Origin of the sequence: Flagellimonas hymeniacidonis (assembly GCF_008040165.1) — a bacterium.
Classification (GTDB): Bacteria; Bacteroidota; Bacteroidia; order Flavobacteriales; family Flavobacteriaceae; genus Flagellimonas; species Flagellimonas hymeniacidonis.
Map to the genome: position 1 here is coordinate 1,272,005 of NZ_VRUR01000002.1, position 24,282 is coordinate 1,296,286.

Here is a 24,282-nt window from a genome sequence, read left to right on the forward strand (position 1 = left end):
GGGGATACATTTATCTGGTTTATAGTTAGTTTTATTCTATTAAATCAAGTTCTACTTTAAGATTATTTATAATAAATTCTTGCCTGTCTGGAGTGTTTTTCCCCATATAAAACTTCAATAAATTATCTATGCTCATGGCCTTATCCAACATTACCGGTTCTAAACGGATATCATCACCAATGAAATGCTTGAACTCATCTGGGGAAATCTCCCCTAACCCCTTAAATCGAGTAATCTCCGGTTTGCCTGTTAACTTTTGAATAGCATTTCGCCTTTCTTCCTCACTGTAACAATAGATGGTTTCTTTTTTATTTCTGACTCTAAAAAGAGGGGTTTGCAAAATGTACAGATGGTTTTCTTTTATCAGTTCTGGAAAGAATTGCAAAAAGAAGGTAATTAGTAGAAGACGAATGTGCATTCCATCAACATCTGCATCTGTTGCGATTACAATATTATTGTACCGCAAGTCTTCCATGGATTCTTCAATATTTAATGCTGCCTGCAACAAATTGAATTCTTCATTCTCGTAAACGATTTTCTTCGACATTCCATAGGAATTCAAAGGCTTCCCCCGTAAACTAAAAACCGCCTGTGTATTTACATCCCTAGATTTTGTAATAGACCCCGATGCAGAATCTCCCTCGGTGATAAAGAGTGTAGATTCCAATCTTCTGTCCTTCTTCATATCCTGAAGGTGGACACGGCAGTCCCTAAGCTTTTTATTATGCAAACTCGCTTTTTTGGCCCGATCACGTGCTAACTTTCGAATTCCTGAAAGTTCTTTTCGCTCTTTCTCTGCTTGAACAATCTTACGCTGAATTGCTTCTGCGGTAGTTTGGTTTTTATGAAGGTAATTATCAAGGTACTTACCAATGAAATCGTTGATGTAGGTACGAACAGTAGGCAATTTTCCACCCATATCCGTGGAGCCCAGTTTGGTTTTGGTCTGACTTTCAAAAACAGGTTCCATCACTTTAATGGAAATAGCCGAAATAATTGATTTTCTGATATCCGAAGCGTCATAATTTTTTCCATAAAAGTCGCGGATGGTCTTTACTATGGCTTCTCTAAAAGCTGCTTGATGTGTTCCACCCTGCGTGGTATGTTGCCCATTTACAAAAGAATGATATTCTTCACTGTACTGAGTTCTACTATGCGTTAAGGCAACTTCTATATCATCTCCTTTTAGATGGATAATTGGATACAGAAAGTCTTCTTGATTGTTATTGTCCTCCAATAAATCCTTCAATCCATTTTCTGAAAAGAACTTTTCACCATTAAAGACAATGGTCAGCCCTGGATTAAGGTATACGTAGTTTTTGAGCATGCGTTCCACATACTCGTTTCGATATCTATATTTTTTAAAAATGGATTCGTCAGGAACAAAACTTACTTTGGTCCCTCTGCGCTTTGTGGAATCAACCAGCTCTTCCTCTACTAAATTCCCTGCTTTGAATTCAGCAGCTTTTAATTGTCCATCTCTAACAGATTCGACTTTAAAAAAATTGGACAGCGCATTTACCGCTTTGGTTCCTACTCCATTAAGTCCTACAGATTTTTTGAAAGCCCGGGTATCGTACTTTCCCCCAGTGTTCATTTTGGAAACAACATCTACCACTTTCCCTAAAGGAATGCCCCGTCCATAATCACGAACATGGACTGTATTCTCCTTGATAGCGATTTCAATGGTTTTACCGGCCCCCATGACAAACTCATCTATGCAATTGTCAATGACCTCTTTAAGTAGAATATAGATGCCATCATCGGCAGATGAGCCATCTCCCAACTTTCCAATATACATACCGGGACGCATACGAATATGCTCCTTCCAATCCAGAGAACGAATATTATCCTCGGTATACTTGGTTTCTGCCATCAGTTAAGGGTTAATCCTTGCTAATATAAAATTTAGGCTGAGAAATAAAAATGTGGACTATAGAAAGTAATCAACAAAAGCTGTTGATATACTTACAAATGCTGGAGATTGGATTTAAACATTAAACCTAAAATGCATGACATCACCATCCTTAACCACATATTCCTTTCCTTCCACTCGCATTTTACCCGCTTCCTTTACTTTGGATTCGCTTCCGTATTGCACATAATCGTCATATGCAATGACCTCTGCACGAATAAACCCTTTTTCAAAATCTGTATGGATAACACCTGCAGCTTGCGGAGCTGTTGCTCCAACTGGAATGGTCCAAGCTCTTACTTCCTTTACACCCGCAGTAAAATAGGTTTCTAAATCTAACAATTTGTATGCTCCTCGAATTAATTTGGCCGAGCCTGGTTCTGAAAGACCGAGGTCTTCTAAAAAGAGTTGACGCTCTTCATAAGTATCCAACTCGGTAATATCAGCTTCTGTACCTACAGCTAAAAAAATGACTTCAGCATTTTCATTGGCTACAGCTTCTTTTACGCTTTTAACATAGGCATTTCCATTTGTAGCAGCTTCTTCATCAACATTACAAACGTACATTACAGGTTTATCTGTGATTAACTGCAAAGGTTTTACATATTCCGCGCGATCATCATCAGAAAGTGTAATGGCCCGTACTGATGTTCCCGATTCAAGGCCTTCTTTTAAACTAGTTAAAACAGCAGCTTCTTTTTGAGCTTCTTTGTTCCCTGTTTTTGCTGCCCGTTTTACCTTGTCCAGTTTCTTTTCAACACTTTCCAAATCTTTTAGTTGAAGCTCCATATCAATGGTCTCCTTATCTCGAATTGGATCTACTGAACCATCAACATGCACAATATTGTCATTGTCAAAACATCTTAATACATGTAGAATGGCATCCGTTTCACGAATATTTCCCAAAAACTGGTTTCCCAGCCCCTCTCCTTTACTGGCGCCTTTGACCAGTCCAGCGATATCAACAATTTCAACTGTTGCAGGAATAACTTTTTCTGGACTCACCAATTCCTCCAATTTCTCCATTCGAGTGTCAGGCACATTAACCACTCCTATATTGGGTTCAATGGTACAAAAAGGAAAGTTTGCACTTTGTGCTTTTGCATTGGAAAGACAATTAAACAAGGTTGATTTTCCAACGTTTGGTAATCCTACAATACCGGCTTTCATCTATTCATTACGTTTTGAGGCTGCAAATATAAGTTGAAGTATTACAAAAGTTACACTTTAGCTATGCTAAAAACCTTTAAGAAGCATGTAAAGACCAATAACGATAACTGAGATAATTCCTAATATGGCAATTACAGAAAGAGTACAACCTATCTGTTTCCAAAATCCGTTATATGTTTCTTCTTTTTCTTGCATGGAACTTAAAGCGCTATTGTGCGTCAAAAATAGAAAGAATTGATGGATATATCTTTTGTCAAAAGGAGTAATTGATGGATTGAAAAATTACAAACAGTTTATACCTTTATCGCATGACAAAAATTACATTACAAGGAATTTTGTATGATGAAAAATCATCTTTTTTAAAAGGTCCAAGTTTGGCTCCTCCTTTGATTAGGGAGGCTTACCACAGTAATTCAGCCAATTATTTTTCAGAAGATGGTACTTTAATAAATCCGGAACTGCTGGATGACAAAGGCGATTACACTATCTCTGAATATTTTGATATTGAGAAAATAACCACTGAAAACCTTGAAGAAAGAAACCCTCTTTTAACTTTTGGAGGCGATCATTCCATTACTTTTCCTATACTAAAAGCATTTTGTGAAGTTCATGGACAAATTGACATCTTGCATATTGATGCACATAGTGATTTATATACAAGTCTAGATGGAGATTCATTCTCGCATGCTTGCCCGTTTTATAATATCATGAAAAACAAGCTTGCAAGCAGATTAGTACAGGTGGGTATTCGGACCCTAAATTCAGAACAACGCGAAAACGCAAAGAAATATGACGTAGAAATCATTGAAATGAAAGATTTTGTAACCACAAAACTCCCGACATTTCAAAATCCCATATATCTATCCTTGGATATGGACGCTTTGGACCCAGCCTTTGCTCCTGGAGTATCCCATCACGAACCCGGAGGACTCAGTACCAGACAGGTTATTAAAATGATACAAGAAATTAATGTGCCTATTTTGGGAGCTGACATTGTAGAATACAACCCTAAAAGGGATATTAACAACATGACCGCAATGGTATGTGCAAAATTGTTTAAAGAAATCGTTTCAAAAATGCTGTAAAAGCCTATTGGCTATCCATCTGGGTGCATAAATTTCTGCTTCCCAAGAAGCACTTCTTCGGTTTCCACACGATCTTCATCAGGAACGCAGCAGTCCACAGGGCATACAGCAGCACACTGCGGCTCTTCATGAAAGCCCATACATTCTGTACATTTATCTGGAGATATATAGTAAATCTCATCACTAATGGGCACTTGTACTTCATCTGCATTAACGGCCTTTCCATCAGGTAACACAACATCGCCTGTTAAAGAGGTTCCATCACTATAACGCCATTCATCAGCTCCTTCATAAATTGCAGTATTGGGGCACTCTGGCTCACATGCTCCACAATTTATACATTCATCAGTTATGATAATTGCCATAATTTTCTTTTTCCTTTATGCTGAATTATTTCAGCATGCTTACTTTTGGACAAAAATAAACCCTACTAATTTAGTGTACAAATATAATGGTCAGGTATAACCCAATATTGGAAGCTTTTGTTAAACTTGGAAGTTTTATACAAGATTTTTGTGAAAATGGCAATACCGATATTGCGTTACATCAAGCATTTAACGATACACTTGTTAATGCTGAGCAGCAGAATAGTTGGTTCAATAAGGAAAATATAGTGTTTGCTCTAAAACAATGGAGCAATTTATTGACAGAGGATAAGCTTAACCAATGGGTTTCAAATTATACCTTTAAAGAAAAGCATCAGCCAAAGACCATCGGCATCGTTATGGCGGGGAACATTCCGTTAGTGGGATTCCATGATTTTTTATGTGTATTGATGACCGGGAATAAGGCATCATGCAAATTATCTTCAAATGACACCGTACTCCTGCCCTTTCTTGCTAATTATTTAATTGAGCAAGAACCAAGTTTGGCCAATCAAATAACATTTGTGGAAGGTAAATTTGAGCATTTCGATGCAGTGATTGCAACAGGTAGTAATAATACAAGTAGGTATTTTGAATATTATTTTGGGAAAAAGCCCAATATTATCCGAAAGAATCGAAATGCCATAGCTGTCTTAACAGGAAAAGAATCTAAAGAACAACTTATTGCCTTAGGTGAGGATATTTTTAGGTACTATGGCTTAGGGTGTAGAAATGTCTCCAAAGTGTATGTCCCCAAAGAGTACAATTTTGACACCTTATTTAATGCTCTTTTTGAATACAGCGACATTATCCATCAAAATAAATACACCAACAACTACGACTACAACAAAGCGGTGTATTTAATGAGTGCGTTTAAGATATTGGACAATGGTTTTTTAATACTGAAAGAAGATGAAAGCCTAGCTTCGCCCATTGCATCTTTGTTCTATGAACATTATGATTCCCAGAGTGATTTAAAACATCATATACAGGAGCGAAGTGATGATGTTCAATGCATTGTGTCCCAAGGTCTATTTGAAAATGAGATTGGTTTTGGAGAAACACAAAAACCAAAATTGCATGATTATGCAGATGGTGTGGACACTATGGAATTCTTATTACATCTCGATTAGAATCCATCAAAATCTTTGGCATTTTTAGATCCAAGATTTTTTAAGACCTTTGCCCCTTGATTCAACAACGCATAAACCAAATTTAATATCCTAGTAGTTTAGATGGGATATTCATATCAATTAATTAGCACATGAAGAAGCATAATTTTAGCGCAGGACCCTGTATTTTACCACAAGAAGTAATGCAGAAAGCAGCCGAAGCTGTTGTAGAACTTGATGGCATTGGCCTTTCCCTTATAGAAATCTCTCACCGAAGTAAAGAATTTGTTGGCATAATGGAAAAAGCCCGTTCCTTGGCTCTAGAGCTTTTAGGATTGGAAGGAAAAGGATATCAAGCCCTGTTTCTTCAAGGTGGCGCCAGCATGCAATTTTTAATGTCGGCTTACAACCTTCTAGAAAAAAAAGCTGGATACATCAATACCGGTACTTGGAGTTTAAAAGCAATTAAGGAGGCCAGATTGGTTGGAGAAATTATAGAAGTAGCTTCTTCTCAAGATCAAAATTTCAATTACATTCCAAAAGGATATTCCATACCAAATGATTTGGATTATTTACACCTAACCTCCAACAACACCATTTTTGGTACCCAACTAAAGGAATTTCCTAAAACCAATGTTCCTCTGGTATGCGACATGAGTTCAGATATTTTCTCTAGGCAATTGGATTTTTCAAAGTTTGATTTAATATACGCCGGAGCGCAAAAAAATATGGGACCAGCAGGAACAACGCTTGTAGTGGTCAAAGAAGATATTTTAGGGAAAGTTTCCCGTAAAGTTCCCTCTATGTTGGATTACGCGGTACATGCTGGTAAGGACAGTATGTTCAATACTCCGCCTGTTTTTGCTGTGTATGTTTCAATGCTTACCATGCAATGGCTTAAGGACTTGGGAGGTATCGCGGCTATCGAAGAAATCAACGAAAGAAAAGCAAACCTTATTTACTCAGAAATAGAGTTAAATCCTATTTTTTCTGGTTTTGCCGCTAAGGAAGACCGTTCTATTATGAATGCTACCTTCAATATTACAGATGACTCGCTTAAAGAAATTTTTGATGAAAAATGTAAAGAAGCAGGAATCAACGGATTAAACGGTCACCGTTCTGTTGGAGGGTATCGTGCCTCCATGTACAACGCGCTTCCATTAGAAAGCGTAGGTGTATTGGTAGATATTATGAGTGATCTAGAAAAGAAAGGGTAAAAGCATGGGTAAAATTTTAGCAAACGACGGCATTGCCCAATCTGGAATTGATGCACTTGAAAAAGAAGGATTTGAGGTGGTTACCACTAAAGTGGCACAAGAACAGTTGATACATTTTATCAATGAAAACAATATTAAAGCCTTATTGGTCAGAAGTGCAACCGAAGCCAGAAAACCATTGATTGATGCCTGTCCCGATTTAGAATTAATCGGGCGTGGCGGTGTTGGCATGGACAATATTGATGTTGAATATGCTAAATCAAAAGGAGTCCATATTATAAACACCCCCGCAGCATCCTCTGCATCGGTAGCAGAATTGGTTTTTGCCCATTTGTTTAGTGGAGTTCGTTTTTTGCATGATTCCAACCGGAATATGCCATTGGATGGAGACAGTAAATTCAAACAACTTAAAAAGAGCTACGCTGGCGGCATTGAACTTCGAGGGAAAACCTTGGGTCTAATCGGATTTGGACGCATAGGTCAAGCAACAGCAAAAATCGCTTTAGGTTTAGGAATGAAAGTTCTATTTAATGATAAGTTTGTTCCAAATGCTACTTTGGATGTTCCTTTTTTTGATGGCCAATCGTTACAATTTGCATTACAAAACAGTAGTATGGACCAAGTGCTTCAGAACTCCGATTTCATAAGTGTTCATGTCCCTGCCCAGAAAACCTATGTTCTTGGCAAAAAGGAATTTGAATCAATGAAAACAGGCGCTGGAATAATCAATGCATCTAGAGGTGGTGTAATAGATGAAGTTGCCCTAATAGATGCTTTGGAAAGTGAAAAGATTGCCTTTGCCGGATTAGATGTTTTTGAATCCGAGCCAAATCCAGAAATCCGAATCTTAATGCATCCAAAGATATCATTAACGCCTCACATTGGTGCCGCTACAAAAGAAGCTCAGGAGCGTATTGGAACTGAACTTGCCACCCAGATTATTCAGTTGTTAAAATAGCATGTTCATCGTCACTCTTTTTTAACCCTTTCTTTTTTGTACATTGTTATTCTTAACTAAACACTATATAAATGTCAGGATTATTAGATTTATTAAATAGCCCAATGGGCAAACAATTGATTAGCGGCGTTGCAGGTCAAACAGGGCAACCTGAAAATAAAACTGCTGATGTGCTAAGTATGGCTATGCCTCTTTTAATGGGTGCTATGAAAAAAAACGCATCCACTCCTGGAGGTGCCCATGGATTAATGACCGCTTTGTCATCAAAGCACGATGGAAGTATTTTGGATAACCTTGGAGGGTTATTTGGTGGTGGTGTTGATCAAGATGTTATGGATGATGGTGCTGGAATATTGGGTCATGTGTTTGGGTCCAAACAACCACAAGTGGAGAATGCACTAAGCAGTAAATCAGGAATTGATGCAGGTTCCATTTCCCAAATCCTTAAAATTGCCGCTCCTATTCTTTTAGGATATTTAGGTAAACAATCTAGACAGCAAAAAGTGAGTAACCCAGATGCTCTAAGTGGATTACTAGGTGGACTTATGGGAGGTGGTAATACCGCCAACAAGCAGCAATCATTAATCGAGAGCTTTTTAGATTCAGATGGAGATGGTAGCGTAATCGACGATTTAGCAGGTATGGTTCTCAGTGGCGGTAGCCAGAAAAAAAGCGGCCTTGGAGGACTTCTAGGTGGGCTTTTTGGAAAATAAACAATCCTCTTAACTATATTTAACAAAGCCATTTAATTAATTAAATGGCTTTTTTGTATTTTAAGGTTATGAAAAAGAACGTTTTAAATAATTTAATTGCAGTCATTCTAGTTTTAGGATTATTCACATCCTGTACCGCTAAAAAAGAAGCACTCGACATTTCAAGCCAAGAAAAAGAAGTTTTTGACTCCCAAGCTGAAGAAAAGGTTGAGATAAAGAATGAGGAGACAGAGTATGAGATTACTATTATTGAGCCAGGGTTTTATACTTGGTTACAAAGCATCGCAAGGCCAGAAGGGTACTATTCCCAGAGTTTTTTGGAAAATAGAAATCAGTTGATGGTCATTAACTGGAATCAACGCGTATTACAACCGCAAAGATTTAACCCTAATCTGTATGAGCTCCAAATCAATTATGATCCAAACATTGATTATGGTTATGAGGTAAACTATAAATTGTATAATTACTTCATTTATTTTCAAAGAAAATACAATCAACGCTTGAGCCCCTTTATTCCAAGGATTTAATATGTTATTTTTGCCATCGAATTTTATTTGATGGAAAAAATAAGAAACCGTTGGGACATCACTGAAAATTGGCAATTCTTCTTCCCATTTTTTGGCGTTATCTTAGTATTGCTTACCGCGTATACCATAGCTAGAAGACTTTTACATCTTTTAAACCTTAACAACACCGTTTTAGAATGGGTGTTCACCTTGGTTGTTGGGTTTGTCATATATTTTCTGCTAGTCCGATTTTTCCTTTGGTGCTTTAAAAAGTTAGCGAACAAATGGCCAGTTGCCCAAAGATGGGAAATGATTGCCATCTTTATCGTTTTTGCTATTACGGGGAGTATTTCAGGAAAGCTTGCCGGTCCTTTCACGGAATTCATTGGACTTCAGCAAGGAACAGTAAGCGGGTGGATTTTTTGGACCATACGTATCTTATTAATTTTCCCAATATATCAAGTATTATTGGTTTTCTTTGGATGGTTGTTTGGTCAATTTCAGTTCTTCTGGAACTTCGAGAAGAAAATGTTGAAACGTATGGGATTGGGTTTTTTGTTCAATTAATTATGTTTTTCTTAACACAACGGAAACCAACAAATTATATAGATTTGTTGCACAATGAAGGATTTTAGAAAAATTCTTGGGCTTTTTATATTTGTTTCCTTGATGTTCGTCAAGGTGTCAGCACTTCACGTGTATTCACATCAAGACGGTGATCAAGAAAAAATTGAAAATTGCAAAATCTGTGATTTGGTAGTTGAAAACCAAGGCATGGAACTTAATCAAGTTGCAAATTCTGAAGCCTTCCATCCTACATTTCTTAGTGTACTGGACAGTAACTTTTACTACATAAGTCTTAACACTAAAAAAGACTTTTCTTATCACCTATTTTCTAGGCCTCCTCCTCAATTCATTAGTTAATCGGCCAAAGCATTCCGTCTTTCTACAGCGGACTATCTATTTTTTACTAATTTATTTTGTTCAGAATGAAAATAACCATTTTCATTACTCTTTTACTATTAATTCCTTTATACGGGGTTTCTCAAGACTGTACTGATACCCTTACTGGTCAAGTTATGGATTATCATAACAAAACACCTCTAGAAAATGCAAGTATTCAAATATTAGGAAATCAAAAAATTGTAAAAACCGACAGCAAGGGAAAGTTTCAAATCCCAAGTCTTTGCCCAGGTCTTTACGAATTGGAAATTTCGCATCCTGAGTGCACAACCACTTTTATTAAAGTGGAAGTAGATGACATAACATGGATTGATATAAAGTTAGAGCATCACTTAGAGGAACTTGATGAAGTAAAGGTGGTCGGTGATGCTGTTGCTGAAAAAACCAATTCCGCTCTAGAAGAATCGTTAAAGCTTAAAACGTTGGAGCAATACAGTTCTGGTAGTTTAGGAGATGCTTTAAAAGAGCTGGCGGGAGTTTCATCTTTAAATACTGGAGCCAATATTGTAAAACCTGCTATTCATGGTCTCAACGGCAGTAGGGTTTTAATACTGAACGATGGCGTGCGAATGCAAGATATGGAATGGGGAGATGAACATGCTCCCAACATAGATATCAATGCAGCAGGAACAATATCAGTAATTAAAGGTGCTTCTGCACTGTTATACGGAGGCGATGCTATTGGTGGTGTTATAGTTATGGAACAGGCAAGGATTCCTGCTAAGGATACTTTGTATGGCAAAAGCATTGTAAACGGGGTTTCAAACGGTAGAGGCGGAAATATAACCACAGAGCTTATCAAAGCATTTGAGAGCGGATGGTATCTAAGAGGACAAGGTTCATATAAACGATTGGGAGATCATGAAGCTCCAGATTATATACTATCTAATACTGGAGTTCAAGAAATAGGAGCTTCTTTACAGTTTGGAAAACAGCTTTTTACTTGGGGGTGGGATGCAAAATACTCTTATTATAATTCTGAAATTGCTGTACTTAGGGCCTCTCATATTGGCAACATTGATGATTTGATACGAGGTATCAATAATGGTCAACCCGAGATAATCAGACCCTTTACCTATGACATTCAAAATCCCAGACAGGAGGTTACCCACCATTTGGGTAAGCTAAAATTCTACAAACGATTTGAAGGTCTGGGCAAATGGAATGTTCAGTATGACTATCAAAACAACAGGCGGTTCGAATTTGATGTGCGAAGAGGAGAACGTGATAACCAAGCATCTATAGATTTAGAGTTGACGACGCACACTTTAACTACGGACTTTAAACTGGATTCAAAGGAGTTGTACGAACTTCAGTTTGGCCTCTTGGGAAGGTTCCAAGAAAACTTTGCCAACCCATTAACAGGAGTTAGACGGCTGATTCCTGATTACGAAAAGTATGATTTTGGAGCTTTTGTTACGGGAGAATATCGGTTAACCGATGAAATTCTTGTTGACGCGGGTTTTCGCTATGATTTTAACCGTATTGATGCAAAAAAGTTTTACCAAACGTCTAGATGGGAAGAACGTGGTTATAATCAAGAGTTTCAAGATCTGATAATTAATGATTTGGGAACACAATTGCTTACCAATCCGGTATTTGATTATCATAACTTCTCTACAACATTTGGTGCTCAGTATACTGAAAATAACGGTTCTGTAATTAGGGTCAATTATGCACTTTCGCAAAGGGCTCCCAATCCTTCAGAACTGTTCAGTGATGGTTTGCATCATTCCGCAGCACGTATAGAGTTGGGTGATCTTCGTATTAAAAGTGAAACTTCCCATAAAATCTCAGCATCATATCAGCAAGATTTTAATAATTGGGGATTTACGCTAGAGCCCTATGCTAATTTCATTCAAGATTTTATTCTTTTAGAGCCAACAAGTGTGGAGTTTACGATTAGAGGTGCTTTTCCTGTTTGGGAGTATCGGCAGACAGATGCAAGATTATTGGGAGTTGATGCTGCAGCTTATGTTGATTGGACCAATAGTTGGAGAACGGATCATCAATTTTCTTTGGTCAAAGGAACCGATACTGAAAACAACAGCGCATTGATTAATATACCTGCTGCAAATTTTAGAAACAAACTGACTTTTGTAAAACCAGAGTGGAACAATTTTGAGTTTAGCTTGGAAAGTCAGTATGTATTTGAACAAAATGAACATCCAGAAAATATTACCGCATTCTCCCCAGAGCAGCAACAGGAAGTGTTGCTGGAAATAAATACCCCTCCAGAAGCATACCATCTGTTGGGTGTTAACTCAAAAATGGAATTTCCTTTTAAAAATAATTTAAAACTGACAACCAGTCTTACGGTCAGTAATCTTTTGGACACAAATTATAGAGATTACCTAAATCGGCAACGTTTTTTTGCAGATGATTTGGGCAGAAATATCATTTTACAATTAAAACTCAATTATTAAATCAAATTTAAATTAAAGACTATGAAAACAACTAAATTCTTATCACTTGCGCTCTTAACCGGAACTTTTTTAGTAGGCTGTTCCAGTGATGACAATGAGCCAGATCCTGTAAACGAAGAAGAGACCATAACAACTATGAACGTAACCTTGACCCCACAAGGAGGAGGAACGACCATAACATTACAATCACAGGATTTGGACGGAGATGGGCCTAATGCTCCTAACATATCCATATCCGGAGATTTGGCTGAGAATACTGTTTATGATGGAATAGTTGTGTTGCTCAATGAAGCAGAAACCCCTGCCGAAAATGTTAATGAAGAAATTGAGGGAGAAGCAGATGAACACCAATTTTTCTTTGTTCCAAACAGTAGTTTAAATGCAACTATCGCCTATACTGATGACGAATCTGATTATGTTTCTGATGAAACAGGTGAAAACTTTACTTCCACTAATCCAGTTGGGATATCGTTTACTTTGACTACAACAGATGCCAGCACTGGAACCTTGGCAATCACCTTAAGGCACGAGCCTAAAAAACCTAATGATGGAACTTTGGCAGATGCAGGAGGAGAAACAGATATTACACAAGCTTTTAACCTTGTTATAGAATAAATAACGTATTCAAAATTATCCTCTCAGGAAACAAGTGATGCTTTGAAAACAAAAAACAGACATATTTGGTGTAGCTCAATATTGACAGGCTTGTTGCTTCTTCAATTGGGTTATACCATTGTTCATGTTTTAACTTCCCATGTTTTTCATACCGTAAATGAGATTGATTATGGCAATGAGACAATTTCTGAAACCGAATACAACTGTAGTCTATGTGCTAAGTTGAATACAAAACCAGGTGTCTTGCCTTTGGTTTTCAAAGCACTCTTCACTACCACTATTTTTTCCTCTGTATTTACATTTAAGGATACTAACATCTCTACTGTTAGTTTTAATTTTAAGTATTTAAGGGGGCCTCCTTTCAAATACTAACTTCATTTTTCTTTAAGGTATTTTTTTTGAAAAATGCCTAATTATCATACTTCTAAATCAACTTCGATTTTTGAAGCGTCCTTACTATATCCACATTAAATAAACTTTTATGATTACAACTGATAATCTCACTAAACAGTATGGTGAAACCATTGTATTGAATCAATTGAATTTGAGCATAGGTGCCAACGAAATTTATTGCCTACTCGGAGCTAATGGAGCAGGTAAAACAACTACCATTAATTTACTGCTTGGCTTTATAAAACCTACTTCTGGAAGTGCATTTATCAATGGCTTGTGCGTATCTGAAGATTATATAAAAACAAAACAATACCTAGCGTACATTCCAGAAAATCTAATGCTATACCCTACTTTAACTGCAGTCGAAAACCTTAAGTATTTTTCGGGTATAGGTGGAAAAAACCTTAACAAAAGCCAATCCGAAGATTTTTTAAATGAGGCTGGTCTTCAGAAGAATGCTTTTAATCAACGTATTTCAACATTTTCTAAGGGAATGCGACAAAAAGTGGGCATTTCAATTGCATTGGCAAAAGATGCTAAATCATTGTTACTGGATGAACCAACTTCTGGATTAGACCCTAAAAGCAGTAATGAATTTGGACAACTTTTACACAAATTAAAGGATAACGGGGTTTCCATATTAATGGCCACACACGACCTATTTAGAGCTAAAGATACCGGCACGCATATTGGCATTATGAAAAACGGCGAGTTAAGACAAGAGTATGCAACAAAAGACATATCCCTACCCGAATTAGAGCAGGCTTACCTAGAAGCTATGAACTATAAAGAATTAGTGTCATGATTCGAAATGTTTTTATTAAAGAAATTACTGAGTTTGCCAGAGATGGAAGGGTTAAAATAGCATTTTCAATCGTAATAGTATTGCTGGGTATTGCTACTTGGATTAGCAGCAGGCAGTATAATTCTACAAACCAACAATATGCCGTGGCCAAAAGTGCAGAAAGGTCCATTTGGAATAATCAGGGTGAAAAAAACCCACACTCGGCAGCGCATTACGGCACTTATGCGTTTAAACCCAAATATCCGTTATCCTTAATTGATCAAGGGGTGGATAAATATGCAGGAACTTCGATTTTCTTGGAAGCACATAATAGAAATGAAGCACAATTTAGCTTGGCCGCCGATCAAACTGGCTTGGCACGTTTTGGTGATTTAACCCCTGATTTTATTCTTTTATTCATTATTCCATTGCTCATCGTTCTGTTGGGTTATAACGCTTTTACCAAAGAACGAGAAATGAGAACTTTGGTGTTGATTCGAAGCCTAGGAATTGCACCTTGGAAATTGATTTTGGGAAAATGGACAGCTCTTTTCTTGCCTATCCTAGTTATTACAATCGTCTTAATAGTCAGTGCAGGAATAATTCTATCTAACCTAGAAGACTTTGGGGTTTTCAAATGGAGTAACCTTGGAATACTTTTTTTAGTGTACATATGCTATTACATCGTTTTTGTCAATCTTGTGTTGATTATCTCCTCAAAATCAAAAAAATCCTCTATTTCATTGGTTTTGTCATTGGCAATTTGGATCATAGCTTGTTTAGTGGTCCCCAAGGCAGCCAGTAATTTTGCAGAAGCCAAATACCCTTACCCTACTCGGCAAGAATTTTCTGCAAATATCTTAAAGGACAAGCAAGAAGGTTTAGACGGTCATGACCCATGGAACAAGCAGGCTAAACTACTTGAGCAAAAAGTTCTAAAGGAGTACAATGTCGACAGCTTACATCAATTGCCATTTAATTTTGATGCTTACCGAATGCAAAAGGGAGAAGAACATGATGCTGAAGTTTATTTTAAACAGTATAAGTATTTAAAATCCCAATTTGAGGGCCAAACCAATGTATATATTGGTCTTGCGGCTTTTTCACCATTTCTTCCAGCACGGTTTTTGAGTATGGGCGTGGCAAATACAGATTACTCTACCCATTGGGACTTTTCAGATGCAGCAGAAGATTATCGTATTAAGATGCAGGCATTTTTGAATAATGATTTTGCAAAAAATTCATCACATGGAAATTGGAGTTATAAGGCAGAAGAAACTACATGGGAAAAACTCCCTGCTTTTGAATATGCTCCTCCCCAACTTGCTGAGATTCTATCTAAAAATTCTTCTAACATAATTGTTCTGGTAACATGGCTATTAGGATCATTTGCGTTTTTATTCATCACCATTAAAATCTGATTGTTATGTACAAGTATAATTTTCTATATGAATTAAAATTACTCCTACGTAGTGGGTGGATGCAAATTCTAAGCCTATTGTTGTTGGGACTTTTCTGTTTTGCCACCATCAACGGAGACCAAAAAGTAAAAAAAAGAAAACAAGATATTCATTTGGCAAAAGCAGAAGTTAAAGAGTCTGATGCCAATATGCTTTCGCTCTTGGATTCGATTGAAAATGGAATGGAAGTCAGTGCTTCCAGGTGGACTATCCCTTCTAGTCCAACAGCGGTTGGCAACTATCATCCCAGAGTAGCTGCAATGGATTCGCAACCACTGTCATTTGTTTCAACAGGACAGAGTGATTTGTTTACCCACTATGTAAAACCAACCATGACCGGAGATGACTTTACACTTAATTTTACGGAAATTATTAGTCCTGTTCAACAGCTCTTTGGAAGTTTTGACCTTGCATTTGTTATAGTTTATCTACTTCCTTTAATTATTATCGCATTTTCGTATAATATTTTATCAGCAGAACGAGAAAGCGGGTCGTTAAAACTATTGGCTTCTCAGCCCATTTTAATCCATACTTGGGTATTTCAAAAAATAAGCCTGCGTTTTTTTTGGACTCTTATCCTCACTGCTATTATCCTCACTATAGTTTTTCTATTTCTTGCATCAGGCAGCAACTTTAATGGCTTGTTTAATGTCATCATAATAACTACCGCATATATACTTTTTTGGTTTGCACTTGCCTTTGTAGTGAATTTAAGGGTGGGGAATTCTTCAAAAAATGCTATTGTGCTTTTAGGGCTTTGGGTAGTTTTCGTCCTATTGGTTCCATCTGTGATAAATCAGTTGGGAAATACGCTATACCCAATGCCATCGCGTACACTGATGATTAATAAAATGAGAAGTTTAAAAGAAGAAGCTATCGAAAAACAAGATGAGATTTTAGACAACTTCTTAAGAGACCATCCCGAATATGCCATCAACGACCCCAACCAGAATAGGAAATTCTATCATCGCTATCTGGCATCGCAAAAGCTGGTCAAAGAAGAGCTTGAACCGGTAGCTTTGGAATTTGAACAGCAGTTAGAAAGACAACAGGCACTGATATCCAAATTTCGCTGGCTCTCTCCTTCAATTATAGCTCAAGAATCCCTTAATATGCTTTCGGGAACTTCTACTGCCGACTATGAAGATTATCGCAAGCAAGTAATACGCTTTGCCGAAATATGGCGAGATCATTTAACCCCACTCCTATATAATAATGAGCCCTTTACTAGCAACGACTATCCAGAGCTACCCTCATTCAACTATCAACCTATAAAATTACAAAACAACATAGTTTCTTCCCTGATAATCATGATGGTTTCTATTGGAATTGGTTGTATCGGATACATTGTTGCCCTCCGGGGAAACGCATCAAAACTAATAGTATCATGAGAATAACGTATTGGATGATTCTGTTTTTCCCATTATGCATGGTTTATGCTCAGGAAAACAACACCCAAAATTTTGCTCCACCAGAAATTCCTCAAGAAATAAAAGTTTCAAAAGCTACAAGTGGAATTCAATTGGATGGTTTTCTGAATGAAAAAGATTGGCAAACAGCAGAAATAACGGAGGATTTTTTCAGAATAGAGCCAAGGCAAGGTGGTAAGATTAAATATAAAACCCAGGTTCAGTTTTTGTATGATAACAAATATCTATATGTTGCCGCATTCTGTAGCGATTCTTTAGGTTTACAGGGAATTAGGATTCAAGATTTAAGAAGAGATTTTGACTGGGGAGAGAATGATATTTTTGGTGTAGCCCTAGACCCACAAAACCTAAAACAATATGCACAAGGGTTTCAAACTACTCCTTATGGCAACCAACGTGATTTTCAAAATTTCAATGGAAATAGTTTTGACACAGGTTGGAATACCTTATGGAGGGTCCGCACGCAAAGAACAGATAAGGGGTATTCCGTGGAGATGGCCATTCCCTTTAAATCTTTGCGTTATAACCTTCCTGAAAATGGTAATACAATTGAATGGGGAATGACACTAGTGCGCTATGCTCGTAGAGATATTGAGGTTTCTACTTTCCCTGCTATTCCACAATCCTTTACGCCATACCGTATGACCTATGCGGCCAAACTAACTGGTATTGAAGTGCCTCCTCCATCAGCCAATATTAGGGTGGAGCCATATGCGTTGTATCAATATGATGAGAATAAAGAAGGTGAATCGTTAACCAATAAATCCAGTGACCCTAAGGTGGGCATTGATGCCAAATGGGCCATAAACCCGAAAACTGTCCTCGATTTAACCATCAATACCGATTTTGCCCAGGCAGATGTTGATAGGGCGGTAAATAACCTAGAACGTTTCAATATTTTCTTTCCTGAGCGTCGTCAGTTCTTTTTAGAAAATTCAGGTATTTGGGCTGGTGGATTACAACAATCCATTCGCCCTTTTTTTAGTAGAAGAATTGGCTTGCAAGGTGAATTCAATGCGACACCGGCGCCCATTGACTTTGGTGCTCGTTTCACACAAAGAACAGAAAAGAATGCATTGGCAGGTCTTTTTGTTCGCCAGCGCGAAACGGAAAATTCTGCAGGAGCTAATTTTGGTGTGCTTCGCTATCTGAAAAACTATGGAAGGGAAAATAATATTGGCATAATGGTCACCCATAGAGCAGATGATAGCTACTCGGAACTCAATCTGGAAAATAACAGCAATACCACTATAACTGTGGATGGGCAAATTAGGCCAACCAGCCAATGGGATGTGCAATATTTATTGTCAAGTTCAATTGATGAGTCTACCGGAAAAACGGGATATGCTGGTAGAATTTTTGTAGGGAACGATAGCAATAAGTTTTACTATGGATGGGTAACTGAATATACAGATGCGAATTATAATCCAAGAATGGGGTTTGTTAGACAAAGCAATGTAATTCGGCACAATCCAGGTGGTTATTACATATGGCGACCAAAGAACATTGATTGGATTAGGCGATGGGACCCAGGCATGTTTGTCAACTACAACCATGATGCCACTGACCCAAGCCAATTTCAGCAGGCAAGCCTCTATATTTTTCCAGTTTTTACATGGTTCAAAGATAATAGCTTTGTGGAAACCTCCTTTACTCCTACTTGGCAAAACATTAATTTTGAATTCGCTCCCTTAGGATTGGAAATTGAGCAGGACAATTATTTTTATACCAGATATTTGGTAAAGTATAACACAGACCAATCCAAGAAATGGTCTGGAGATATCGGTTATAATTTTGGAGATTTTTATAATGGAACCAGAGGTACTGTTAGTGCTGCTGCTCGTTTTTCCCCTGTTCCGCATGCCGCGCTGACCTTAGATTATGAGCACAACACAATCAAGGATGTTGGAATCAACAACGCGAATTTGTCCACGAATCTATATTCAGCAAATTTACGGCTAGCATTAAATCCAAGACTGCAATTATCAACGTTCTATCAATATAATAGTTTTAATGAACAAGGACGATGGAATGCACGCTTTAGCTGGGAATATATGCCGCTGTCTTTTATTTATCTCGTTTTTAATGATACCCAAACCGATGTTTTTGACCCTTCGAGGAATGCTAAACAGTTTATAAGTAAGATTACGCTTTTAAAGCAATTTTAGATTTTAGTTAGTTTGTTAGTTTAAAATCGAGGGATGGCATCGTTCAGCTCTCGATTTTTTTACTTTTTTTTGAGGAAAAAATATAGGTGTAGACCCACATAATAGTAAAACTGGGTATAATATCCAGCCCAGGCACCAATTCTTCTACAAAAGTGACCACTCCAGCGGCTTGACCAATTTTTCCCTTATACATTCTGGTCATAAACCAAGCGGCCATGGGTGCCCATATTACATCGGAAAACTCCCCTATTCCAGGTATTGCAAATGACAACATCCCTATACCATCAAACAGTAATCCAAGGAGAAGATTGCGATATTTTAAGTCTTTCTCTTCTGACATTTGTGAAAAATAGGAAATCGGTATGACTTGTAAAAATTAACTAAGATAAATCGGAACTAATCAATTTCAGGAATTCATTTCGTGTTTCAATTTTTTCAAATTGCCCTCTAAAGCCAGATGTTGTGGTTACGGAATTCTGTTTTTGAACCCCACGCATCATCATACACATATGCGATGCTTCAATAACTACAGCTACACCCTTCGGTTTTAAGGTATTATTTAAACATTCTAGAATGTCGTGTGTCAATCGTTCTTGCACTTGTAATCTTCTTGCAAAAACATCAACAATTCTAGGTATTTTGCTTAGCCCAACAATATGTCCATTAGGAATGTAGGCGACATGCGCCTTACCAAAAAAGGGTAACATATGGTGTTCACAAAGTGAATACACCTCGATATCCTTTATAATGACCATGTCATCATAGTCTTCCTTAAACATAGCGCCTTTCAGAATTTCGGCAGCATCTTGTTTATATCCCTGTGTAAGAAACAACATAGCTTTTGCCGCACGTTCTGGGGTCTTTAGCAAGCCATCCCGTTTTACATCTTCCCCTATTTCATCTATAATTTTTGAAAAGCGATCTTTTACCTCATTAGTGACACTAATGTTGTACTCTTCCATGCTTTGATATGGTGCCATATGCTATTTGACGGTATTTAGTTTATCTGAAAAATACTTGTTCAGTTTTTTAATTTTTGGGTCTATGATTACTTGGCAATAGGGTTGAAACTTATTGTCGTTGTAATAATTCTGATGCCCTTGTTCTGCTTCATAAAAGGGTTTTGCCTCAGAAATTGCAGTAACTATGGGTGAATCAAATATATGCTCCTTTTCCAGTAGTGCAATAAATTCTTCAGCAAGTTTTTTTTGATCAAGGTTTGTATAGAAAATTTCACTTCGGTATTGGGTGCCAACATCATTTCCTTGACGGTTTAATGTAGTTGGATCGTGTGTAGCAAAAAAGACTTCCAATAATTCGGTATAGGAAACTTTGGAAGAATCATAACTTATCTGTATACCTTCTGCATGTCCTGTTCTTCCCGTACAAATTTCACGATAAGCAGGATTTTTAATATCTCCTCCCGTATATCCCGAAATGACCTTTTCAACACCATTTAGCCTTTGAAATACAGCCTCTGTACACCAAAAACAACCGCCAGCAAAAATGGCGGTCTCCTCTAGATTATTATTTTGTTTATTCATTCTCTTGTAAAGTTAAACAAAGTATATGATTTTATCATTTGAAAACTATGATAAAATTTTATCAATAGTCGTGAAAAGATGGCAAAACTTTATCTAAAACTTACGATTTTTGTCCCTCAAGAGTATTCATTACTTTCACCCAGATAACCAGATTTTATGATCAAGGCCACTAACATTCAAAAGTACTATGGAGACCTCCATGTTTTAAAAGGTGTTGACCTTGAAATAAAAAAAGGGGAAGTAGTATCAATTGTCGGAGCTTCTGGCGCTGGAAAAACAACGCTGCTCCAAATTTTGGGAACATTGGACGCTCCATCCAACAAGAAAGACAGTTCCTTGTCTATCAATGACACAGATATTAATCTACTGAATGATAAAAATCTCGCACGTTTTCGTAATGAACACATAGGTTTTATTTTCCAGTTTCATCAGCTGCTACCAGAATTCACTGCATTGGAAAATGTTTGTATTCCAGCTTTTATTAAAAAAACACCTAAAGGAGAGGCTGAAAAGAGGGCCAAGGAGCTTCTGGATTTCTTAGGGCTTTCTGATCGTTATGACCATAAACCCAATGCGCTATCCGGTGGAGAACAACAGCGTGTGGCTGTAGCTCGATCTTTAATCAATAATCCTTCTGTTATTTTAGCTGATGAACCGAGTGGGAACTTGGATTCAGAAAGTGCAGACAATCTACACCAATTGTTCTTTAAACTTCGTGATGAGTTTGGGCAAACTTTTGTCCTAGTCACCCATAATTTAGAATTGGCCAATATGGCTGACCGCAAATTGACTATGGTAGATGGATTAATTGTTTCTTAATCCAAAACAATGACCAAAACAGAGTTAAAAGACTTTTTAGATCAAAAAGTAGTGCAATACAATCATCCAAAATTTCTTGAAGATGATCCTTTGCAAATTCCCCATCGTTTTTCTAAAAAGGAAGATATCGAAATCAGTGGTTTTTTAACCGCTACTATAGCTTGGGGAAATCGAAAGAGCATCATAAAAAATGCTTCCCGAATGATAGAGCTTTTGGATAACGCTCCACATGATTTTGTGTTAAATCATAACGAAACCGATTTGGAAAAGCTCTTGCCTTTTGTCCATAGAACCTTGAATGGTAATGACTTGCAATATTTTATCCAAAGCCTTCAAAATATGTATACAAACCATGATGGGTTGGAAGCTGTTTTTGTGAAGCATCAGGAAAAAGATTCATTGCAATCCGCTATATCAAAATTTAAAGAAGTGTTTTTTGGATTGCCACATCAAACCAGAACTATGAAACATATTTCCGACCCCAACAAAGGGTCAGCCGCAAAACGCATCAATATGTTTTTACGGTGGATGGTGAGAAACAATGATACTGGAGTGGACTTTGGCATCTGGAAAGGTTTAAGTCCTAGCCAACTTTCATGCCCCCTAGATGTACATTCTGGAAATGTTGCGCGAAAATTAAAATTAGTTAAGCGAAAACAGAATGACGCTAAAGCATTGGCAGAGCTTGACAAAAATCTGAGAAAACTAGATTCCAAGGATCCAGTTAAATATGATTTTGCCCTTTTTGGACTTGGTGTTTTTGAAAAATTCTAATACACCTCTCCTACTTTAGTATCCGTTAAGGTTTTCATGAAGGCCACTAGTGCTTTTTCTTCTAAACTCGATAGCTGTAGGTTATCAAAAGGAAGCGTTTGGTAGGGTAAATCAAAGCCTAGCCCACCTCCGCCACCGAGGTTGTAAAAATTGATTACTTCCTCCAAACTCTTATAAATTCCATTGTGCATGTACGGCGCTGTTAGTTCTGTATTTCTGATTGTTGGGGTTTTAAACATCCCACGATGCACCTCCAACTCCTCATTATGCCTCCAATAAAACCCCAGATCATCATCCAATGTTTTGTTGTTAGCAGTTTCTGGCACACCGATTACTTCTTTTTCATGTTCAGTAAAAAATGGAGGTACAGTTCCATTGGTCAACGGAATAAAATGGCAGGTAGCACAAAGTGCTTTGCCCATATATAAATTAAACCCTAATTTTTCTTCTTCTGTAAAAGTATCCTCCTCACTGCGAATGTTTTTATCAAACTTGGAATTGAATGCGTTCAACGTTGAAATATATGAGGATATGGCACGGATGATTTCGGTATTCCTGGCGGAGATTCCGCCATACGCATCCTTAAACAGCGAAATATATGTAGTGTCCGTTAAAATTTCTGTTGAAAACTCATGTACGGAGCTATCAAACTCCTTATCGTTCGTAAATACAGAGGTTATTTGATCTAATAAATTAGGTGACCTACCATCCCAAAAGAAACTTTGTTGAAAAGCTGAATTGATTAGCGTTGGCGTGTTTCGTTGTAATGGTTTTCCGTTCTTGTCCAAATTTAAAGCTATACCATCTGCCCAAGCTTTATTTGGATCATGGCATGTAACGCAGGCCATTTTTCCATTTTGGGACAGTTTGGGGTCAAAAAAAAGCTTTTTGCCCAATGCTATCTTTTTTTCTGTGGGGTTTCGGTTGATGGCTGGTGTAAAAAACTCAACATTAAACGAATCTTCTTCAAAAAATGTAGGTGCATCAAAATTGAAGGGTTTGTTGTTTACGCCATTCCATAACTCACTTTCTTTACGTATGGCAACCCAATTTCTTGTAATTGGATTCATATAATCCCTGATAAACGTATAGCGGTCAAAGGTTTCAAAATTGGTGTTTGATTTCACAAAACCCACCGCCTTTTCTATGTTGCTTTGAAACTGTACATCCAATTCATGATTTTTATCCAGAATTATCCTTTGGATACTTTTAGTATAAACTTCTTTTAGACTTTCTAGGGAAACTATGGTTTCATTTAATCCAAGCTGGCTTATTGGTGTATCAAACCCAGAAATTGACAGACTAATAATCCGCATTAATTGTTGGTGGGTGGCAATGAAGAAACGTTGTGGGGTAACTTCTCTATCACGTATGTTGTTTTGAAGGTTTCTGAGCATTCCAATGGTAATTGAAATCTCTTCTTTATACCGTGCTTCACTTTCCTCTCCTTCATAAATACTTTCTTCAATTTTTTGTAAACCTATTGGAAGCAGCACTTTTTGACTATCATCGGTAACAATTGGTAAAGCTGGGCCATTAGCACGATGCCCTACTCCAGGGTTTAAATAAGAAGCATATGGTTCTGCTTTTTTAAAGGAAATTCTCGCCTTTTCGAATATTGCTTTTGCATCATCCCCTGTCATTGGGAGTTTTGTAAGCTTATCTAGAGTGGTAATAGCATCTGTAATATGTTTTAGATAATAATCTTTAGCGGGTTTCCAATCAACGTTGCTTTCTTCGTTTGCAACAATGGCGCTTTCTCTTGGCTTTTGCTTACAGCTGAGACTAAAAACTAATAAAAAAATTAATAGACGATTCATTTCTGGCAATTCTTTAAATATAGAAAGACCTCCACTAAAAAATGG

At 37.4% G+C, this 24,282-nt stretch carries 23 protein-coding genes; 16 read left to right on the plus strand and 7 right to left on the minus strand.

Annotated features, from left to right (window positions below; genetic code table 11):
• Window positions 1–31: 31 nt before the first annotated feature.
• Both FVB32_RS14675 and ychF read right to left on the minus strand, forming a co-directional pair.
• A complete protein-coding gene (locus FVB32_RS14675; RefSeq protein ID WP_147744585.1) occupies window positions 32–1,876 on the minus strand; it encodes a DNA topoisomerase IV subunit B in 1,845 nt (614 codons plus the stop codon).
• A 114-nt stretch (window positions 1,877–1,990) separates the two neighbouring features.
• On the minus strand, window positions 1,991–3,085 hold the full coding sequence (ychF, locus tag FVB32_RS14680; protein WP_147744586.1) for a redox-regulated ATPase YchF: 1,095 nt from the start codon (window positions 3,083–3,085) through the stop codon (window positions 1,991–1,993).
• A 308-nt stretch (window positions 3,086–3,393) separates the two neighbouring features.
• Between ychF and FVB32_RS14685 the strand changes: the two genes are divergently transcribed.
• On the plus strand, window positions 3,394–4,170 hold the full coding sequence (locus FVB32_RS14685) for an agmatinase family protein (RefSeq protein ID WP_147744587.1): 777 nt from the start codon (window positions 3,394–3,396) through the stop codon (window positions 4,168–4,170).
• A gap of 11 nt (window positions 4,171–4,181) precedes the next feature.
• On the opposite strand, the gene FVB32_RS14690 is transcribed toward FVB32_RS14685, so the two are convergent.
• Complete coding sequence (locus FVB32_RS14690) at window positions 4,182–4,535, minus strand: 4Fe-4S dicluster domain-containing protein (RefSeq protein ID WP_147744588.1); 354 nt, start codon at window positions 4,533–4,535, stop codon at window positions 4,182–4,184.
• 86 nt (window positions 4,536–4,621) lie between these two features.
• Here FVB32_RS14690 and FVB32_RS14695 point away from each other — a divergent pair, with 86 nt between their 5' ends.
• The 13 genes from FVB32_RS14695 (at window position 4,622) to FVB32_RS14755 (ending at window position 19,280) form a co-directional block, all read left to right on the plus strand.
• Window positions 4,622–5,668: an acyl-CoA reductase gene (locus tag FVB32_RS14695; RefSeq protein ID WP_147744589.1), complete on the plus strand. Its 1,047-nt coding sequence runs from the start codon at window positions 4,622–4,624 to the stop codon at window positions 5,666–5,668.
• A 131-nt stretch (window positions 5,669–5,799) separates the two neighbouring features.
• A complete protein-coding gene (gene serC / locus FVB32_RS14700) occupies window positions 5,800–6,864 on the plus strand; it encodes a 3-phosphoserine/phosphohydroxythreonine transaminase (protein WP_147744590.1) in 1,065 nt (354 codons plus the stop codon).
• 4 nt (window positions 6,865–6,868) lie between these two features.
• Window positions 6,869–7,822, plus strand: coding sequence for a D-2-hydroxyacid dehydrogenase (locus tag FVB32_RS14705; protein WP_147744591.1), 954 nt, complete (start codon window positions 6,869–6,871; stop codon window positions 7,820–7,822).
• 71 nt (window positions 7,823–7,893) lie between these two features.
• Entirely contained in the window at window positions 7,894–8,535 is a 642-nt protein-coding gene (locus FVB32_RS14710) for a DUF937 domain-containing protein (RefSeq protein ID WP_147744592.1), read from the plus strand.
• 68 nt (window positions 8,536–8,603) lie between these two features.
• Window positions 8,604–9,062, plus strand: coding sequence for a DUF6146 family protein (locus tag FVB32_RS14715; RefSeq protein WP_147744593.1), 459 nt, complete (start codon window positions 8,604–8,606; stop codon window positions 9,060–9,062).
• Window positions 9,063–9,092: 30 nt separating this feature from the next.
• Window positions 9,093–9,608 (plus strand): DUF6787 family protein, encoded by a 516-nt coding sequence (locus FVB32_RS14720; RefSeq protein ID WP_147744594.1) that lies wholly within the window; start codon window positions 9,093–9,095, stop codon window positions 9,606–9,608.
• Between the two features lie 422 nt (window positions 9,609–10,030).
• A complete protein-coding gene (locus tag FVB32_RS14725) occupies window positions 10,031–12,430 on the plus strand; it encodes a TonB-dependent receptor (RefSeq protein WP_147744595.1) in 2,400 nt (799 codons plus the stop codon).
• Between the two features lie 21 nt (window positions 12,431–12,451).
• Complete coding sequence (locus tag FVB32_RS14730; protein WP_147744596.1) at window positions 12,452–13,045, plus strand: type 1 periplasmic binding fold superfamily protein; 594 nt, start codon at window positions 12,452–12,454, stop codon at window positions 13,043–13,045.
• Window positions 13,046–13,087: 42 nt separating this feature from the next.
• On the plus strand, window positions 13,088–13,417 hold the full coding sequence (locus tag FVB32_RS14735) for a hypothetical protein (protein WP_147744597.1): 330 nt from the start codon (window positions 13,088–13,090) through the stop codon (window positions 13,415–13,417).
• Between the two features lie 109 nt (window positions 13,418–13,526).
• A complete protein-coding gene (locus FVB32_RS14740) occupies window positions 13,527–14,243 on the plus strand; it encodes an ABC transporter ATP-binding protein (protein ID WP_147744598.1) in 717 nt (238 codons plus the stop codon).
• Window positions 14,240–15,643, plus strand: coding sequence for a DUF3526 domain-containing protein (locus tag FVB32_RS14745; protein ID WP_147744599.1), 1,404 nt, complete (start codon window positions 14,240–14,242; stop codon window positions 15,641–15,643). Before FVB32_RS14740 ends, FVB32_RS14745 begins: the two co-directional genes overlap by 4 nt.
• 5 nt (window positions 15,644–15,648) lie before the next feature.
• Window positions 15,649–17,073: a DUF3526 domain-containing protein gene (locus tag FVB32_RS14750; RefSeq protein ID WP_147744600.1), complete on the plus strand. Its 1,425-nt coding sequence runs from the start codon at window positions 15,649–15,651 to the stop codon at window positions 17,071–17,073.
• Window positions 17,070–19,280: a DUF5916 domain-containing protein gene (locus tag FVB32_RS14755; RefSeq protein ID WP_147744601.1), complete on the plus strand. Its 2,211-nt coding sequence runs from the start codon at window positions 17,070–17,072 to the stop codon at window positions 19,278–19,280. Before FVB32_RS14750 ends, FVB32_RS14755 begins: the two co-directional genes overlap by 4 nt.
• Before the next feature lie 43 nt (window positions 19,281–19,323).
• Here FVB32_RS14755 and FVB32_RS14760 read toward each other — a convergent pair whose 3' ends face one another.
• Genes FVB32_RS14760 through msrA form a run of 3 tightly spaced genes read right to left on the minus strand, consistent with a single transcriptional unit; the run spans window position 19,324 to window position 20,824 of the window.
• Window positions 19,324–19,620, minus strand: a complete 297-nt coding sequence (locus FVB32_RS14760; protein WP_147744602.1) for a hypothetical protein — start codon at window positions 19,618–19,620, stop codon at window positions 19,324–19,326.
• A 40-nt stretch (window positions 19,621–19,660) separates the two neighbouring features.
• Window positions 19,661–20,260: a GTP cyclohydrolase I FolE gene (gene folE, locus FVB32_RS14765; RefSeq protein ID WP_147744603.1), complete on the minus strand. Its 600-nt coding sequence runs from the start codon at window positions 20,258–20,260 to the stop codon at window positions 19,661–19,663.
• A gap of 3 nt (window positions 20,261–20,263) precedes the next feature.
• Entirely contained in the window at window positions 20,264–20,824 is a 561-nt protein-coding gene (gene msrA / locus FVB32_RS14770) for a peptide-methionine (S)-S-oxide reductase MsrA (RefSeq protein WP_147744604.1), read from the minus strand.
• Window positions 20,825–20,980: 156 nt separating this feature from the next.
• Between msrA and FVB32_RS14775 the strand changes: the two genes are divergently transcribed.
• Complete coding sequence (locus tag FVB32_RS14775) at window positions 20,981–21,643, plus strand: ABC transporter ATP-binding protein (protein ID WP_147744605.1); 663 nt, start codon at window positions 20,981–20,983, stop codon at window positions 21,641–21,643.
• Window positions 21,644–21,652: 9 nt separating this feature from the next.
• The gene (locus FVB32_RS14780) at window positions 21,653–22,417 is read left to right on the plus strand and encodes a TIGR02757 family protein (RefSeq protein ID WP_147744606.1); all 765 of its coding nucleotides are present in this window, start codon (window positions 21,653–21,655) and stop codon (window positions 22,415–22,417) included.
• On the opposite strand, the gene FVB32_RS14785 is transcribed toward FVB32_RS14780, so the two are convergent.
• Complete coding sequence (locus FVB32_RS14785) at window positions 22,414–24,237, minus strand: cytochrome-c peroxidase (RefSeq protein WP_147744607.1); 1,824 nt, start codon at window positions 24,235–24,237, stop codon at window positions 22,414–22,416. The two genes, FVB32_RS14780 and FVB32_RS14785, sit on opposite strands and share 4 nt — an antisense overlap.
• Window positions 24,238–24,282 lie beyond the last annotated feature (45 nt).